Source organism: Pseudomonas sp. FH4, from assembly GCF_000510915.2.
Classification (GTDB): Bacteria; Pseudomonadota; Gammaproteobacteria; order Pseudomonadales; family Pseudomonadaceae; genus Aquipseudomonas; species Aquipseudomonas brenneri.
The window spans coordinates 189,241-206,446 of the sequence record NZ_AOHN01000024.1 but is presented as its reverse complement, the minus strand read 5'-3'; the positions used below and the strand labels follow the sequence as shown (position 1 = coordinate 206,446).

Below are 17,206 nucleotides of genomic sequence, written 5' to 3'. Positions count from 1 at the left end.
TACATTTTTCACTCAGTCTTATCACTTTGGGCATCTGTCACGGTGCCGTGGCCGCCGATCAACCCGTCGATTTGTCCACCAGACCTGCCAGTAACATGGAACTGGCACCCATGATGATTCAGGGTGACGTTCTCGGGACGGCCAGCGATCAGGAGGTGCGTACCTATGCCGGCAGTCGCAGCGTTGTCGACTCCAGCGAACTGAAAAAAGCCAGCGTCCGCGGTGTGGACGACGCGCTGCAACGGGTACCGGGCATCAAGATCTTTGACGAAACCGGCACCGGCGCCTTGCCACAGATATCGGTACGCGGGCTGTACGAGAGTCGTAGCGGCCGGATTCAAGCGTTGTCGGATGGCATTCCACTAGCACTGGCGCCGTACGGCCAGACGGGTCTGTCGCTGTTTCCAGTGACCATGGCCACTGTAGACCGTATTGATGTCGTGCGTGGGGGCGCAGCGGTGCAATACGGTCCGAACAACGTTGGCGGGGTGATCAACTTCATCAGCAAGCCGATTCCGCGCGAGTGGGAAACCACTCTGCAGGAGAAGTTGACGTTCAATGCTGGCGGGCGCCAGTTGTGGGACAACTATGTGGGCACCGGCGGCTACCTGACCGACAACTTCGGCCTGCAACTGGACCTCAATACCCTGGGTGGCGAATACGGGCGCGAGCACTCCGAGACCGATGTGCAGAACTACCGTCTGCGCGGCCAGTGGAACATCGACGACGATCGCGATCTGAGCTTCGGTATCCAGCACTACAAGGCCGATATGGACCTGGCCGGAGCACTCAGCGTGCAGGATTACAAGGATGATCCACGGCAATCGACGCGTCCGCTGGACCGCTTCGAGGGCGACACCAATCGCGTGTGGGGCACCTACACCCAGCGCCTGGGCGCCATGGGGCCGTTCGACTCAGTAGAATACAGCTGGACCAACTTCGCCCACGACAGCTACCGCAACTTCGTAGTCGGCCTGCCGTTCACTCCGGACGGTACGGCGGTGACCAAACAGGACGGCCCACGCGACTTTAAAGTCTGGGGCACGGAGCCGCGCATCAGTGCCACCATCGATGGCGACACGGTTGGCCAGACCTGGTTGCTGGGCGCCCGTTATGTCAGCGAAGACATCGACTACAAGGTCAACCGCCAGCGCGTCGCTACCGGCGTGACGACGCCGTTCCGGGACTGGAAGTTCGATGACGACGCCCGCGCGTTCTACCTCAGCAACGCCATCAGTCTGCTCGATCATCGCCTGACCATCACCCCCGGCGTGCGCTACGAAAACGCCCGCATGGATTACGCAGACGGCATCACCGGGTTCTCGCGCGAGAACAAATCCGAAGAATGGCTGCCGGGCCTGACGGTGGGTTACCAGGCGACCGACGCCTGGTTTGTCTACGCCAACGCCCAGAAGTCCCTGCGTCCACCGCAAGTCACGCAGATCGTCAAGGAAGGCGATGTCGGCGCCGAACTGGCGTGGAACTACGACACCGGCGTGCGCTATACGCCATGGGACGGCATGCGCGTCGACTTCAACTTGTACCGCATCGATTTCGACGACCAAATCAGCTACAACGCCACGACTGACCGCTTCAATAACCTTGGCAGCACACGTCACCAAGGTTTCGAGAGCGAGATTTTCTGGACGCCGCAAGCTCTACCTGATCTGGACCTGCACGCCAGCTATGCGTACCTCGATGCCAAGCAACGCAACGGCACATTCAAGGGCAACGAAGTGCCGTACTCCTCGCGCAATCAGTTCACGGTTGACGGTCGTTACCGTTTTGCCGAGCACTGGACCTACAACCTTGACGGCCTGTATGTCAGCAGCGCTTACACCGATGCCGCCAACTCCAGCGATGAAGATGCCACAGCCAGTGTGGGCAAACTGCCAGCTTACTGGGTCTGGAACACCGCCATTGAGCGTGAGTTCGAGCTGGCAGACAAAAGCGTCCTGACCGCGTCCGCGGGCATCAGCAACCTGTTCAACCGCGAATACTACTTCCGCGGTATCGACACCAGCCCGTGGGGTCGTCAACCCGCGCCAGAGCGCTCGCTCACCCTAGGCGTCAACTACCGCTTCTAAACCGCGCACTTGCGCACTTGTAAACCAGTGCCCGATCCTCCGGGACGGGCAACTGCTGCCCCCAGGAAACTGCCATGCAACGCCCATTCGTCATTCTTGCCCACGTCGCCCACCCTGCCATTCTTGAGGGTTTCCTGCCTGCCGCGCACAAACGCGGGTTGCCGATCGTGGTGATCACCGACCACGCTCAGGAACACCGGCGCCTGCTCGCCACCTCGCACATTTCGCCGGATGAGCTGCACGTTATCGAATGTGATGTGTTCAATCCGCTAGCGGTCGTCGAGACACTCAACAGCCAGGGTTTGCGCCCCGCCGCAGTGTTCTCCAACAGCGATCACCTGCAGACCGCGACAGCAATGGTGGCCGAGATATTCGAATGCCCCGGCAAGGACTGGCGACTGTGCTATGCGGCAAAGAACAAGGCGGCCATGCGCGAGCGCATGCAACGTCTCGGCTTGCCCGGCCCATGGTTCCAGGTGATTACATCGAATTCCAAACTGCCGACCGATGCGCCATGGCCGGTGGTCGCCAAGCCTCGTGAAGGCGTCGCCAGCCTGGACGTCAGACTGTGTCACAACGCCGCCGATCTGGCCGTTTACTGCAAACAGTTCTGGCAGCAGCAACCGGACCGGGCGTTGTTGCTGGAGGCGTACATGGAAGGTCCTTTATTCACCCTCGAGACACTGGGCGACGGGCGCAACCTGCAAGCCATCGGTGGCTTCGACGTCACCCTTTCAGCACCGCCGCATTTCGTAGAACTCGCCGCACGCTGGAATGGACAACTCAGCCGCGCGCAGCGCGCCGGCGCGCTGGCTCAAGTGGCCGCGTTCGGGGTCAATTTCGGGGTTTGCCACAGCGAGTTCATTCTGACCGCCCAAGGCCCGGTACTGGTTGAGATCAACTATCGCAGCATCGGCGATGGTCGCGAGTTCCTGCTTGATCGGCTGCTGCCACAGGGTTGGTTCGACCGCATCGTCGCTTTGTATTTGGGAGACAGCCTGATCGACGCGCAACCGGCGCAAGCCGAAGCAACCGTTCATTACCTTGTGGTCGACCGCTCGGGGCGTCTGGATCAGGCCAGCGCCAGCTTCAACGTCGAACGTGAGGGCCATTGGTGCGATTACCGCGCACTTCACAACACCGGCGACACCGTGACCATCAGCCATTCCAACAAGGACTACGTCGGCGTACTGAGACTGATCGCGCCGGATGAGGTGAGCCTCGAAGCGCAACTGAATTCGACTCTGAACGACCTGAAATGGGTGATGGCATGAGCCTGTATCCGGACGCCGCGGATCAGGCGTTCATTACTCGACGCATCATCGATTGCTGCCTGCGCGAGGACATCCGAGGGATCGTCAGCACAGGACAGATTTGTCGGCTGCCGGAAGAACTGAGTCAACACTTGCAGCATCAGCCCGACGCAAGCTGGCTGCGAATCGCCCATCTGGGCGCCGACGAACTATGGCTGCCGGTGGTCAAGGCGTATCCGTTGCAGGACTGGATCGGTACAGGCGACGCCTGGATCAAAGTGTCGCCGCAAAGCCACGGCGAGGTTCAACACGGCTACGGGCTCTGGCTGGGCCACCTGAGCCACGGTCTGGACGAAGAAAGTCTGACGCTGTTCGCGGCGTACCTGAAAGAAGCGGATTGCGCGACCGAACACCGGACCCTGTGCAATCAGGCGTATCGCCAGCATGGCCCTGCGCTGAGCGACGTGACTGCCCTGAAAGACTGGTCGCAGAGGCTGCTGAAGATCGATCAACTGGCGAGCTACCTGGATCACCCGTTTTATCCAACGGCGCGGGCCAAAAGCGGCTTCGATGCCGCCGCGCTCAAAGGCTACGCGCCGGAGTTTGCGCCGCGCTTCGAACTCAACTGGCTGGCGATTCCCAACAACGCCCTGACCCTGACCAGCCCACAGCCGCTGCACTGGCCGGACTTCGAGGACGTCGGCTTGTCACCGACCTTGCAAAACAGCCATTCATTACTGCCAGTACACCCGCTGACATGGGGCGAACTGGAGCAATACGGCCTGCCTGAAGGAACGCTCAAGGCTCCACGTTCGGCCATGCAGGTCGAACCTACGCTGTCCGTGCGCACGGTGGTCTGCATCAATCAACCTCAGTGGCACATCAAACTACCGTTGTTAGTCAGCACGCTCGGTGCGCGCAATTTGCGCCTGATCAAGCCCAGCACCCTATACGACGGTCACTGGTTCCAGACCACCCTGCAGGCCTTGACCGAGCGCGATCCGGCACTGGCGTCACGTTATCTGCACGTTGACGAAAAACACGGTGGTCATGCCGACGAAAGTCGTCACCTAGCCTATATCGTGCGCCGTTACCCGACGGGTCTTGAGAACACCACACTCGTACCTGTCGCCGCGTTGGCCAGTCCGCTTGCCGATGGACGCCTTTTCCTCGAACAGTTGGCCGAGCGCTTCTACGCAGGTTCGTTGCAACACTGGCTGGACGATTATCTCGATCTGCTGCTGCAGGTCCATCTGCGGTTGTGGCTGCATTACGGCATCGCGCTGGAGGCCAACCAGCAGAACGCCGTCTTGATGTTCGAACAAGGTCAGCCATTGCGCCTGCTGATGAAGGACAACGACGCCGCTCGCCTGTGGCCTCAGCGCTTCACCCATGCGTGCCCGGATCTCGCTGATCTGCCGGCAGTCTTGCAGGACGAGCGCATTCGCGTCGACAGCAGCCAACCGTTGGCCGAGATGTTCTGCACCATCACCTTGCAGCTGAATATTGTTGCGATCCTGGAAGCGATAGCGACCGCAGGCCTGGCCTCTCGATCCGGTCTGTACGGCACGCTGCGTCAGCGTCTCATGACCTGTCTGCAACATCTCGAAGCAGAAGGCATCGACTGTGACGACGCGCGTCAATGGCTGCTCGACAGCCCGAAACTGCCGGTGAAATACCTGCTCAGCGCCGGCAGCCTGTTCAGCAAGGCGCATTCCGGTGCCAGCGACATCAACAAGTTCTATGGCTACAGCGCGGCGAACTTCCTGCTGGAGGATGCTCCATGCAACGGAGTCTGATCACCAGCGTTCTGCTGGGGCATTACCTGTCGGCTTTCACGGCGCTGGGTATTCCGTTGTACTTGCCGCGCATCCTCGCCGACCTCGCACCTGACACACCAGGCTGGGCCATCGGGGTGCTGTTCGTACTGCCGACACTCTGCACCGCACTGGCGGCGCCGATCTGGGGACGCTGGGCCGATCGCAACGGTTGTCGCTTGTCGTTGCTGCGTGCGCATGCCGGACTGTTCGCGGGCTTCCTGCTGGCAGGCTTCAGCCCCAATCTGCCGGTGTTCGTCCTGGCATTGATCATCCAGGGCACCTTCGGCGGCGCGATGGCGGCGTCCAACGCCTACCTGTCGACTCAGTTCAAGGAAGGCGATCTGTCCCGCGCCCTGAACTGGACGCAGTATTCAGCACGTCTGGCGATGATCAGTGGCCCAATCCTGTTGGGGCTGCTGACCTCACAGGGTTTGGGATTAAGCCTGTATCGCTATCTGGCCTGGTTACCGCTGCTGGCGTTTGTGCTCGTCCTGCCGCTGCCCAAGGACGCCCCCAAACATGCCTTGAGCAGCAAGAAAGCCGTGGCCTTGGGCGAACTGCCTGAAGACATGCCGCGGCTGATGGCGGTGCAGTTTCTGTTCAGCTTCGCGATGGTCGTCACCTTTCCCTATTTCGTGCCCTTCGGCGAACAACTGAAAATTGGCAACGATGCCTTGATCGGCGTGCTCTACAGCCTGCCGCATCTGGTTTACCTGCTGGCCCTACCCTGGGCTCAGAAGCATCAGGGCAACCTGCTGTTGCCGGGGCTGGCGCTGCTGGCAATCAGTAACGCGTTGCAATTCTGGAGCGTGCAGGCCGAGCCGCTGTTCGCTCTGCGTCTACTCAGCGGGGCCGGCATGTTGCTGAGTTTTGTCGGGCTGCACCGCTGTCTGAGCCAGCGCAGCCGCCAAGGCAGCGCCGGCCGCCTGTTTGGCTGGTTCGACTCCAGTGGCAAATGGGCCGGCACTGCTGCCGGGGTCACTGCCGCTCTGGTCAGTCAGACCTGCGGCATCGCGTCCCCCTTTCTCGTTGCGTGCCTGGCGGCCATAGCGGCCATGGTGCTCGCCCGCCCTCTATTGATGACTTCCCGGGAGATTCCGGCATGACTTTCGCTCTGAATACCGCATCGCTGAACACCGTATCCCAGCATGACCATGCCCTCGATGGCGAAGCCCAACGACATGCCATCGAGTGCCTGCTCAATTGCTATTTGCGCGAATACGCATTGCCCCGCAACGAAGTGAACCTGAACGATCAAGCACAGGATTTGCCGATGAGCCTGCGCCAAGCCAACAGTCGTTGCATCAGCATTCGCCTGCCCAGTGGCCGGTTGATCGTACGCATCGACCGCGCCAGTCTTCTGGGCCGCTGCCACTACATCAGCGCCCCCTACTTCAAAGGCAATAACCAGAGCTGGCGACCGTTGGACGCCCACGAACTGGCGCGCCTGCTCTGTACCCCGCTGAGTGGAGCCGACCGCGTCGGCGAGATGCTGCAACAGATCGGTAACAGCCTGCAGATCACCCGTACCTTTCTGCGGCATTCACGCCCGGCCAACCAAGCAGCCGACAGCCTGCTGGCGTCCGAGCAACATCAGCTGTGGGGCCATGCCCTGCATCCGACACCGAAAAGTCGCGAGGGCATCTCCCATGACGATTTGCTGACCTGCTCGCCGGAAGTTGGGGCGCGCTTTCAGTTGCACTGGTTCAAGGTTGATCCGACGCTGATTCGTCATCAGGGCGAGGATCCGCGCAGCACGCTACGCCAACTGTCGGGGCGTGAGGGCGCCTATCCGTGCCACCCTTGGGAAGTCGCCCGCGTGCTTGCTGACCCGCTGGTGCAACGGGCGCAACAACAGGGTTTGATCACCTACCTCGGCCCCCTGGGTCAGGCCATGTACCCGACGTCGTCTGTGCGCACGCTCTACCATCCGCAGATGGCCTACTTCATGAAGTTCTCGATGCACGTGCGCCTGACCAACTGCGTGCGCAAGAACGCTTGGTATGAACTCGACAGCGCCGTCGCCCTCACTCACCTGCTCGGCCCCATCATGAGCGAGTTGGCGACGCAACAACCGGGCTTCATGTTGATGCCCGAACCCTGCGCCACCAGCCTGGACCTCAGCGCCCTGGGTACGCTGGAGGAGGCCCGCGAAGTCACCGAATGTTTCGGTATCGTTTACCGGGAAAACCTTTCCGTCGCCGAACGCGAGCGTTATCAGCCGCAAGTGGCAATGGCGCTGTTTACCTGGGATCAACAAGGTCGCAGTGTCTGCCGCCCACAGGTACAGCGCTACGCCGACAACACCGGCTTGACCATTGAGCAAGCCACGTTGAACTGGCTCGATGCCTATGCCGGTCAGATGCTCGGCGGTGTGCTGTATTGCCTATTCCGTCAGGGCGTGGCGCTGGAGCCGCATTTGCAGAACACGGTCATCGGCTTCGCTGAAAACGGCCTGCCCAGTCAGGTCTGGATTCGCGATCTGGAAGGTACCAAGCTGGTCCCTGAAATCTGGCCCGCTGAACGCCTGAGTGCGCTGGATGAACGCACCCGCAGCTCGGTGTACTACAGCGCGCAAAAGGCCTGGCAACGAGTGGGCTACTGCGCACTGGTGAACAATCTCGGCGAAGCGATCTTCCATCTGGCCAACGGCAGCGGCATGCTGGAACAACAATTGTGGGACCGAATCGGCGACCTGCTGCACGCGCAATCCACGCGTCTGGGCCATCCGACAGAACTGCGTGAGTTGTGCGCCGGCGCGCCCTTCCCAAGCAAGGAAAATTTCATGACGCGCCTGATGATGCGCGCCGACCGCGAGGCCGATTACACGTTACTGCCCAGCCCGCTGACGATGACTGAAAAGAGGAAACACGCATGAGCCTTCCTGCCTCCGTCACCCAACGCATCGAGCAGCTCAAGACTGAACACGACGCGCCATTGTGCGCCTACGTCTACGACCTGCCTGCCCTTGAACGGCACGTAAAGGCAATGCGTCAGGTACTGCCCGAAAACTGCGAATTGTTCTACGCCGCCAAGGCCAACCCGGAAGCCCTGGTGCTGAAAACCCTGGCGCCGTGGGTAGACGGATTCGAGGCGGCCTCCGGCGGCGAGCTGACGTGGCTGCATGAACAGTGCCCCGACCAGCCGCTGATCTTTGGTGGCCCTGGCAAACTCGATCGCGAACTGGATATCGCCCTGCAGTACCGGATTTCGGCGTTTCACGTGGAGAGCGTGACCGAACTGCGCAGTCTGGCGCGCATCGCCCGCGAACGCGGTGTGCGGGCTCCGGTGATGCTGCGGCTGAATCTGAAGCTGGCCCAGACACCGCAGAGCCGATTGGTCATGGGTGGCAAACCCACGCCGTTCGGTCTGGATGAAGAAGGCCTTGCAAGCGCCCTGCAATTGCTGCGCGAAGAGCCGTCCCTAGAGCTCAAGGGACTGCATTTTCATCTGTTGTCGCACCAGCTGGATGTCGACGCGCACCTTGAATTGATTCGCAGCTACTTCCTGACCTTCCGCCAGCTGTGCGCCGACCACGACCTGCAACTGCCGCTACTGAATGTCGGCGGAGGGATGGGCATCAACTATCAGGACGCGGCCAGGTCATTCGACTGGCCACGGTTTTGTCAGGGCCTGCAGGGGTTGATCAATGAATACGACATGGGCGCGACCCGCATACGTTTCGAGATCGGCCGCTTCATCAGCGCTGCCTGTGGTTACTACGTCATGCAGGTGCTGGACATCAAAAGCAGTCACGGCGAGTTTTTTGCCATCGGACGTGGCGGTACCCATCACTTTCGCACGCCTGCGGCTCAAGGCCACAATCATCCGTTCACGGTACTACGAGGCTCGCAGCCGGCACAAATCAGTGATCAGTCCGTGACGCTGGTGGGCCAGTTGTGTACACCAAAAGACGTCCTTGCCAGACAACAACCAGTGGCGCAGCTAACGATTGGTGACCTGCTAGTATTCACTCTCGCGGGCGCCTATGCCTGGAACATCTCGCACCAGAACTTCCTGATGCACGAACCGCCGTTGAAGGTTTTTATCGAGGGCTGATTCCACGCTATTGTCAGCCTCTGTGCTGCCCTTCCCGTATCTGTGGCTGCTTGTCCGATGTGTCCTTCAAACTCTTCGGACCACTACAGTTTGCCTATCCCTTATGTTAAGGGGGGGGGAAACGGTGTCCTGTCTTTCAGAGGGCTCGTCCAGATGGGATGATTGCAGTCCTTCAACCAAGCAAGTTGGAGGGAGCGCTCCTGTCGGCCACCTATTAAGTTGAGACGGTCGTTCCGAGTCGTGCCAATGGCTTGAATCAGAATGATATGTATTTACTTACAAAAGATAACCGTTATCATCTGCGCGATAATTCATACAAAAGGTGTTCATGGTGGCTCGATCGCGCATTTACCCAGTCTCTCTGTCGTTGCTGGGCGTTCTGGTTGTACCTGATTTACAGGCAGAAACGGAGTCTGCTCTAACCCTACCGGCAACCGCTGTGAACAGTGAGTACAGCGAGCAGAGCTACATGTCGACCGAGAGCAGGAGCGCGCTGAAGATCGATGCCCCTCTACGAGATATCCCGCAAACCGTCAACGTAATTCCCCAGAGCGTTATCAAGGATCAGGGGGCTCAGTCGATGGAAGACGTGCTGAAGAATGTCCCCGGTATCGGCCTGTCCAATGGCGATGGCCAGCGCGATCAAGTCACCATCCGTGGTTTCAGCGCCATTGGCGACATGTACGTCGACGGCATTCGTGACGATGCGCTGTACTTCCGTGATCTGTCCAACGTCGAGCGGGTGGAAGTGATCAAGGGGCCGGCCGCAGTGCTCTATGGCCGAGGCTCTTCGGGCGGTCTGATCAACAGCATCAGCAAGAAGCCCAACTTCACGCCCAAGCAGGAGGTCGGTGTCAGTGTCGACAGCGAGGGCAAAAAGCGCACTCAGTTCGATGCCGGTTGGGCCGATCAGCAACAGGGCGATAAAGCCTTTCGTGTGACAGGGGCGCTGGAGAACAGCGACACCTTCCGGGATGACGGCTACATCGACCGCAAGGCCATCGCGCCTTCGGCCTACTTCAAGCTCTCCGACGATCTGGAACTGAACCTGGGCGCTACCTATCTGTATGACAAGCGCCTGATCGACTTCGGTATCCCAGCACGAGGCGACCGTCCAGTCGATGTGGACCGCGATAAGCGTTTCGGTTCCGCTGATCCAGATGACGATTACACCCGCAGCGAAGTGTTCTCGTTCACGGCCGGCGTCGATTACAGCATCAATGACGACTTCACCCTGAGCAACACCAGCCGCTACTACCACTACGACCTGGATCGCAACAATACGCTCGCGGACTCCAGTCCAACGCGTTTCGTTACCGCCGCCAACGGCGAATTGCTGGTAAAACTCAACCGCGGCAACGTGCAGCGCAAGGAAGACGGTTGGTTCAACCAGACCGAACTCAAGCAGCGCGCCGTGCTCGCCGGGATGAACCATAACCTGCTCTATGGTGTGGAGCTGGGGCGCCAGGTGAAGGACCAGTCCGTGTTCAGCCAACCCAACGTGGCAAGGGTGCCGGTGTACCGCGATGCTTTGGTCGACGTGCCGTTCCAGGCCAACCGGCAAACCGCCAAGGGCACCAATACTCAGGACACTGCCGGGTTCTACGTGCAGGACCTGATCGAACTGGCGCCGCAGTGGAAAGCTCTGCTGGGAGTGCGTTATGACGTGTTTGACCAGGAATACGCCGATGACCTGACGAACAAGGAACTCTCCCGCACCGACACTACCTGGAGTCCGCGAGTCGGTCTGGTCTACCAGCCTGATCATGTGCAGTCCTATTACGTCTCGGTGAGCCGTTCCTACCAGCCCTCTGCCGAAATGTTCGCTCTGAGCACGACGAACCAGGACCTTGAGCCGGAGGAAACCACCAACTTCGAGATCGGCGGCAAATGGGACCTGCTCGACAATCGCCTGGCGTTGACGGCGGCGCTGTTCCGGCTGGAACGCACCAACATGAAAACCACCGATCCGGCGAACCCGACCAAACTGGTGCTTGCGGGAGAGCAGCGTACTGATGGTCTCGAACTGACCGCCAGTGGGCAGTTGAGCGAAAAATGGCAGGTATATGCCGGTTACGCCTATCTGGATGCCGAGATCACCAAGTCCAACAGCCGTACCAACGGTATCGCCAACGAAGGCCAGACTCCGACCTTGACCCCGCGCCACAGTGCCAATTTGTGGTTGGTACGTTCTTTGACACAGGAGTGGCGTGTAGGCATGGGGGCGAACTATGTCGATGACCGTTACACCGCCTTGGATAACCAAGTGGTCATGCCGGCCTACACCACCGTGGACGCAGCGTTGCTCTACAACCAGCCGAAATGGGACATGGCCCTGCGTCTGCGCAATGTCTTCGACAAGGACTATTACGCTTCGGCGCATGGCTCGGTGGATCTGATCACACCCGGCGCACCACGGACGCTGGAGCTGAGCACCAACTACCGCTTCTGAGTACGGACCTGAAGAACAAACGCCCGGCATTGTCGAGCGTTTCCTCACGGCTGGGCCTGTACTCCCAGCCGTGCAGTGGCAGCTTTCAAAAGCCCAACTAATCTTCAATGCGCGGGTTTGAGTGAGAATCTGTCGTGTGAGAGCTTTAACGATACGAGTTTGCTCTTATAGATCAATGGCTTGAGATGAAACGGCAACAGACCCTAGGGTGTCTGCTGTCGATTGATGATGGGCAGAGGGCGGGAAAGAAACTGTTCATCCAAGCCCCGAATGTAAGCGTTATAAGCCCAGCGTACAAACTGCTCGAGCAATCGATCATTCTCCATCCGCAGACGTTGATTCTCCGCTTCCAAACGAGCAATTCGCTCGTTTGCAACTTGTAATTCAGGACTGCTGGCCTTCTTCACTCCTACTGTGGTTGAGAGTGTTTGCTTACGCAGTATGAACGCACGCCGAATCCGCTCATGTTTATGCAGAGTCTGGCGCGTGTAGGTTCCTCGTAAACGGCGAGCGACGCTTAAGATCAGCAGGTCCCACGTCAGTTTTCCAGACCAACCATCCAGGATCGACACGATCTGCTCTATAGCATCTGGGGTTAGATTTCTCGAACGAGACATTACAGGTCCTCAGCCTCTATGCATGGCACATCTGGATCTTCAGTGTCTGGTCCCGGCAAATTACGCTTGTTCAATATTTTATGGTGGGTCAGCAACTGTTCCAGCCTTGACGCTGGGACGATCCCACGCGGCTGGATAATTGCATTTGCGGCAACGGAAGAGTCCTCAAAAATGGCACACAGTTCATCCAGTCGTTTAAGGGTCAGTGTCTGGTGCTCGACCCAACGGTTGGCACCAAACTCCTCCTCGCCCAGCGCTTCTAACGCTTTTGCGAGGAGGGCCTGGGTTTCCTGACGATACTGGCGTATAGCCTGCTCTCGGACCACATCACCTTTGATGCATACATGCTCATCACAATTGGGGCAATCTCGATGGAGTTGGCAAGGCAACATGGAAAAATCGTGCAGGCAATACCCCAAATCCGTTGTATGGGCGGTCATGATCTTCAGCGTCGCAAACTGATCCCGCGAGATCAAACTACTTGGAGGGATACCTGCCACATGACCTGCCGACTTTTCCGGGTCACCCAAAGCGGACCTCGCGAGCGCCAACACATCCCTATCGGACTGATGGTCATAGCACTTGTTTTGTCCGAGTTTGGCGCGACCGCTCCATTTGGCGATGTCGAGTTGCGATAATCCGCCCATCTGTGCCACGGTATTTAAAAAATGGCGAAATTGATGCGTCGTGATACTCATTGGACTGCCATCTAACTCACGATAACCGAACCGTTCGAAAATATTGAGAAAAGTTCGAGTACTACCTAGTTGCTTCTGAGTATAAGCGGTGTCTGGCAAGACGATTACCCCACGGTACGTTCCCCACAACTCGGTTAGCTCATTCAGCCGTGTCAAGCAAAGCGCTTCACTGTACTTCAGGTTGTTCTTCTGATCTGCCAGCGGGAAGTTAGCTGGCAGCATCGAAAGGATTACTCGCTCAACGTCCGCGAACAAAAACCTCGGAGCATGTCTCTGCTGTGGGTCATATGGAATATGTTCAAAAATCCCCTGCTTTCTGCACCACCCCGCCCCTTGCGCGGTTTGATTGCCATTGGGGGGTGGGGCGAGAAAAACAATCGCGCCCACCTGTTCTGAACTAATTAACGACCGCCCCCGTAACGCCTCCAGCTCCGTTGGCAAATACATCGCATCAGGGTGCTGCTCATACCACCGTGCCACTTCCCGCGCTGGCGTGGAAATGGTCCTGAGCTTACTCACCGCCTCGCGGGCAACACTGGCCATGGATTGCACCACCCATTTGACTTGTGCCTTACCACCCTTTGAAGGCCGCCAGCGCAATCCATACAGTTGTTGATTTGCTTTTGGATCGAACTCCTCGACTTCACACTGGTTTGAAATGGACATCACCTCATTAATGCGGCTCGGCGCCGACGCAAGCAACGCACAGACACTGGAGGTAAAAATATCGCCTGGCTTCTCGGCGGTTCTGAAAATTTCGGCAATCGCTTCTAACGAAGCTGACGAGGGCAGACGGGCCCGGCGCGACGCATCAAACTCTGGGCCAACACTGCGCACAAAGTTCGCTGGTGCCCGAAGTGGATTTTGCCATTGAAGAGGCAGCGTACAGAGTTGATGCTCCACCAGGAACTGCGAAATGCGTTTGAGTTCTGCCCCGGCAAAAAATGCGGCAGAGGCTTGGTAGCGTTCGTTTAGTATCGCGCACGCACGATTAAAATGCCCCAGACTTGCCTTAATAGGTGTGACACAACTCTCCGTTTCTTCCAGAGCTACAGCGAGGGAGCGGAGCGCGGCCAATCGTGAACTGACGGTTGTATACGCGCACAACGAATAATCATAACGGCAGTAGGCTTTGGCAAAGTCTTTGTAAGGCTGAGGCAAGCAACAGGAATCCTTTTGCCCTCGTCCACTGGGGAATCCATGAAATCGCATGCTTGAACAAGAATTACGTCGTTTCAATCGAACAAAATTGGTGACATCCCAACTGTCCGCCTCAAAGACCAACTCACTGCCAAAAGCCGTCAGAGACTCTCTGGCGAGGGTAACGAAGTCCCTGAGATTGTCCTCAGCCGCCTGCTCTGCTCGGGGCTTAAACAGGATTACCCTATCGTCCATGAGCCTGCTCCTTTCTGCTGCGACATAATTGGACCACTTCTGCCACTGCGAGCAGCGTTCGATCGTTGATCGCCGCGATACGACCGTCCGGATAGCGTTTAGCATCCGCTAGCAAGAAATCCAGGACCGCCTCATGCGGCCCGTCCAACCAAGGTTGAAAACACTGACAGGTGTAACAGGCCACGGGGGCAAATAATCCGCAGAAACTGAAGCTGCCACATGACCCCATTGGCCGTGCGCTTTGATCGATACGCAAATCGATAATTCGGCTGGAGCAGACCGCTCCACGAACGGCATTGTCCTCATGAGCTATCAGTTGACCTTTAAAAGCTTGAGCCAGAGGCGCCATGTACAGCGCAGTCGCCTTTTCAATCCGCATCGCAAGCTCTGGTGTCGCAGCTACATAGACAGCCGCAGAGTCAGTTCGCGAATGATCAAGCAAGTCCGCAATGACCAAAACCCCGTGCCCTTCACGCGCAAGATTCGTCCCTAACGTACGCCGAAAGCGCAAGGCACAGATGTTAACTATTTCCCCCGTGCGCTCAGAGCGGACGGATAGCTTGTCCAACGCGGTCACCAACAATTTCCGTAAATTCTCGCTGGTACGGTGGTATCTGGCCCATCCTGGCCCGTCCGCCAAATACTGTGACTGCCGGGGTAAAGGAAACAGGGGCGCCTGCTGGGGGTCTGGAAACGCTCCAATAAAGCGCTCACTGACGCGTCGGGCATAATCAAACAACGGTCGACCAATTTGATTCACCAGCGCTCGCGGCTTGAGTTCCTGGCGGAGCAATGCGTTTTGTTGCTTCGCACGCGGAACAAGCAAAAGAAAAGACTCTGTTCCATCCGCAGCCACCGAGCGCACAACATCACAAACCTTTAAGGCTGCCAACTGAACAGGGCGGGAACCCAACGCAATAAACAACCATGCCAGCAGGTATATGTCCTCACTCAAACGCCCTGCGCCGTAAGCTTCATTCAGGGCATCTTGAATACCCACTTGCTCAATTGGAGTAAATGGACCCAACTCGGGATCCCACGTCAATACAGCGATTCCGGTTTCTCGCTTCCGGAGCTTTTTCCTGTCCAGGACGTACACCACATCATCCTGAATACCCGGCAAGCTCATGGCATGCCATCGGCGTAAAAACGCAAAGAGATCGCGTGTTTGAAAGTCATTGGCATCGCAATGTATCAATACGTCATTTCCGCAGATAGTTTCCAACGGTTCAACGCGCCCCTCTTGCAATCGCAAGGCAAATGCTTTTAAAGCCGCAAAGCGACCCATCACAGTACTTGGCGCCCTATTTTCAACGAACCAAATCAACGTAAGATGGAATGAAGCCATGAGCACAGCAGAAAAATGTAGCCCAGAAAAATCCATGTAAACCGAATACACACCGTCCCGGTACGACCAAGCAGGCCGGTTAGGATCAAACGCGATACCGCTTTTGCTACGAATTACCGACGGAAGTGAAGGACAGAAATCAATTCCATCGATTACGTAGTTTTCCCCTGGTTTTTTAATCATCGGAAGGAGCCTCCACACGCAATTGTTTTTGCATTTGCAAGGACACAGCGGTGGCTTTTTTCTTGATATGACGCTGGTTATACACAATCGCCATTCCGGATGTTTCGGACCACCCCATCAATCGTGACCGCAGTTTTTGCTCCATGGTCGGCGACACATCACTTCTATCAATCGCTTCCGAAAAAATATCGTTCCAGGTATGGCGAAGGAGATGAGGGCAGATGTTTTCTGGTAGTTCCGGACAGTGTTGCCGTAAAGTGATAAATACTTTATTTAGCGCCGCAAGACTCAGTGGTTTTCCTGAGCCACCGGCTACCCAAAGATATTCATGCTTACGCGAGCCTGTAACATTTCGACGAATGGACATTACATACGCTCGCGTGAGCGCTACCAACTCTGCGTCGAGCGCTAATAATCGACCGCTTGTTTTGGCATTCGGCTGTCTCAACCGTGGATCCGCCGGATCGTCTGCCCTCCTGGCAATTAAAACTTCATTGGTCTGAAAGTTAATATCCGAGATTTTGACACCAAGCAACTCACCTCTCCTGACTCCCAAGGACAATAGCCAGCGAATCATTAAGTAGTTTCGCTGCCGAACAAATTCATGAGACCACGGATTATGCTCAAACTCTGGAGCAACCACCTGTTGCAGTAGCGATACCATTTGTTCAGTTAGGCCCTCACGAGGCGTAACATTGGATAAGCGCTGCACTGAAGGAATGCGAGCCTTTATGGCTGTAGAAACCAGTTCACGGAGTTTTTCCACCCCTGAAAAATGTGGGTTTCCTGCGCCTGTTTTTAGTAAGTGGTCGGTCGCAATCCAGTCAAGGTAACGGGCAATGTATAAAAGCCGTATAGCAATAGTACCAGGATGAATTTTTGGCGTACTAAAGCCACTGGTAGACCATGGCGATACAAACTTTCCATTTCCAATTTTTTTTCTGTCGCCCGCTGTAATTGGTAATTTACACGCCCCAACGATAGCTTCTATGTCTCCAACCGTTAAAAACTGGCCGTCGCGCAAACGGGCGGACAAATCTATCTTTAGTTCATCAAAAACAATGAACAGCACCATCAACGACCGAAGCGCCTGTTGGAGTGTGCTCGTCGACAAATTCGCCGTTCGTAACTCTGTCAGTACCCAAAGGTTAGCGCTGTGCACGGGCATGCCGTCTTGCTGAAGGCAAAGCACTGGAAAGCGCTCACCACCGTCGAACCGCACGAGTTTGATTCTGTAAGGGTTCATTGTTTACACACTCCTAAGGTAAACTATAATAAACCCTAGACTACAATC

Annotated in this window: 11 protein-coding genes; 7 read left to right on the top strand and 4 right to left on the bottom strand. The window is 57.2% G+C overall.

Features of this window, described 5'->3' with window-relative positions:
• Positions 1 to 110 precede the first annotated feature (110 nt).
• From H097_RS19635 to H097_RS19605, 7 genes are all read left to right on the top strand, one after another.
• Positions 111 to 2,087 (top strand): TonB-dependent siderophore receptor, encoded by a 1,977-nt coding sequence (locus H097_RS19635; RefSeq protein WP_229752363.1) that lies wholly within the window; start codon positions 111 to 113, stop codon positions 2,085 to 2,087.
• Between the two features lie 74 nt (positions 2,088 to 2,161).
• Complete coding sequence (locus tag H097_RS19630) at positions 2,162 to 3,361, top strand: carboxylate--amine ligase (RefSeq protein ID WP_032861802.1); 1,200 nt, start codon at positions 2,162 to 2,164, stop codon at positions 3,359 to 3,361.
• Positions 3,358 to 5,139, top strand: coding sequence for an IucA/IucC family protein (locus H097_RS19625; RefSeq protein ID WP_032861967.1), 1,782 nt, complete (start codon positions 3,358 to 3,360; stop codon positions 5,137 to 5,139). Before H097_RS19630 ends, H097_RS19625 begins: the two co-directional genes overlap by 4 nt.
• A complete protein-coding gene (locus H097_RS19620) occupies positions 5,124 to 6,266 on the top strand; it encodes an MFS transporter (RefSeq protein WP_032861801.1) in 1,143 nt (380 codons plus the stop codon). Before H097_RS19625 ends, H097_RS19620 begins: the two co-directional genes overlap by 16 nt.
• Complete coding sequence (locus H097_RS19615; protein ID WP_050593417.1) at positions 6,263 to 8,038, top strand: IucA/IucC family protein; 1,776 nt, start codon at positions 6,263 to 6,265, stop codon at positions 8,036 to 8,038. Before H097_RS19620 ends, H097_RS19615 begins: the two co-directional genes overlap by 4 nt.
• The gene (locus H097_RS19610) at positions 8,035 to 9,219 is read left to right on the top strand and encodes a type III PLP-dependent enzyme (RefSeq protein ID WP_032861800.1); all 1,185 of its coding nucleotides are present in this window, start codon (positions 8,035 to 8,037) and stop codon (positions 9,217 to 9,219) included. The genes H097_RS19615 and H097_RS19610 overlap by 4 nt, the downstream gene beginning before the upstream one ends.
• Before the next feature lie 328 nt (positions 9,220 to 9,547).
• The gene (locus tag H097_RS19605; protein ID WP_032861799.1) at positions 9,548 to 11,671 is read left to right on the top strand and encodes a TonB-dependent siderophore receptor; all 2,124 of its coding nucleotides are present in this window, start codon (positions 9,548 to 9,550) and stop codon (positions 11,669 to 11,671) included.
• 203 nt (positions 11,672 to 11,874) lie between these two features.
• On the opposite strand, the gene H097_RS27915 is transcribed toward H097_RS19605, so the two are convergent.
• Genes H097_RS27915 through H097_RS19585 form a run of 4 tightly spaced genes read right to left on the bottom strand, consistent with a single transcriptional unit; the run spans position 11,875 to position 17,158 of the window.
• Positions 11,875 to 12,243 (bottom strand): hypothetical protein, encoded by a 369-nt coding sequence (locus H097_RS27915; RefSeq protein ID WP_232860026.1) that lies wholly within the window; start codon positions 12,241 to 12,243, stop codon positions 11,875 to 11,877.
• Positions 12,244 to 12,287: 44 nt separating this feature from the next.
• A complete protein-coding gene (locus H097_RS19595; protein WP_050593416.1) occupies positions 12,288 to 14,381 on the bottom strand; it encodes a hypothetical protein in 2,094 nt (697 codons plus the stop codon).
• A complete protein-coding gene (locus H097_RS19590) occupies positions 14,371 to 15,912 on the bottom strand; it encodes a site-specific integrase (protein ID WP_156356819.1) in 1,542 nt (513 codons plus the stop codon). Before H097_RS19590 ends, H097_RS19595 begins: the two co-directional genes overlap by 11 nt.
• On the bottom strand, positions 15,905 to 17,158 hold the full coding sequence (locus tag H097_RS19585; RefSeq protein ID WP_050593414.1) for a site-specific integrase: 1,254 nt from the start codon (positions 17,156 to 17,158) through the stop codon (positions 15,905 to 15,907). Before H097_RS19585 ends, H097_RS19590 begins: the two co-directional genes overlap by 8 nt.
• Positions 17,159 to 17,206 lie beyond the last annotated feature (48 nt).

Bases quoted from the DNA above. Each gene is read 5' to 3' on its own strand.
- H097_RS19635 (WP_229752363.1), top strand. From the start codon at position 111: ATGATGATTCAGGGTGACGTTCTCGGGACGGCCAGCGATCAGGAGGTG.
- H097_RS19615 (WP_050593417.1), top strand. From the start codon at position 6,263: ATGACTTTCGCTCTGAATACCGCATCGCTGAACACCGTATCCCAGCAT.
- H097_RS19605 (WP_032861799.1), top strand. From the start codon at position 9,548: ATGGTGGCTCGATCGCGCATTTACCCAGTCTCTCTGTCGTTGCTGGGC.
- H097_RS19625 (WP_032861967.1), top strand. From the start codon at position 3,358: ATGAGCCTGTATCCGGACGCCGCGGATCAGGCGTTCATTACTCGACGC.
- H097_RS19610 (WP_032861800.1), top strand. From the start codon at position 8,035: ATGAGCCTTCCTGCCTCCGTCACCCAACGCATCGAGCAGCTCAAGACT.
- H097_RS19630 (WP_032861802.1), top strand. From the start codon at position 2,162: ATGCAACGCCCATTCGTCATTCTTGCCCACGTCGCCCACCCTGCCATT.
- H097_RS19585 (WP_050593414.1), bottom strand. From the start codon at position 17,158: ATGAACCCTTACAGAATCAAACTCGTGCGGTTCGACGGTGGTGAGCGC.
- H097_RS19590 (WP_156356819.1), bottom strand. From the start codon at position 15,912: ATGATTAAAAAACCAGGGGAAAACTACGTAATCGATGGAATTGATTTC.
- H097_RS19620 (WP_032861801.1), top strand. From the start codon at position 5,124: ATGCAACGGAGTCTGATCACCAGCGTTCTGCTGGGGCATTACCTGTCG.
- H097_RS19595 (WP_050593416.1), bottom strand. From the start codon at position 14,381: ATGGACGATAGGGTAATCCTGTTTAAGCCCCGAGCAGAGCAGGCGGCT.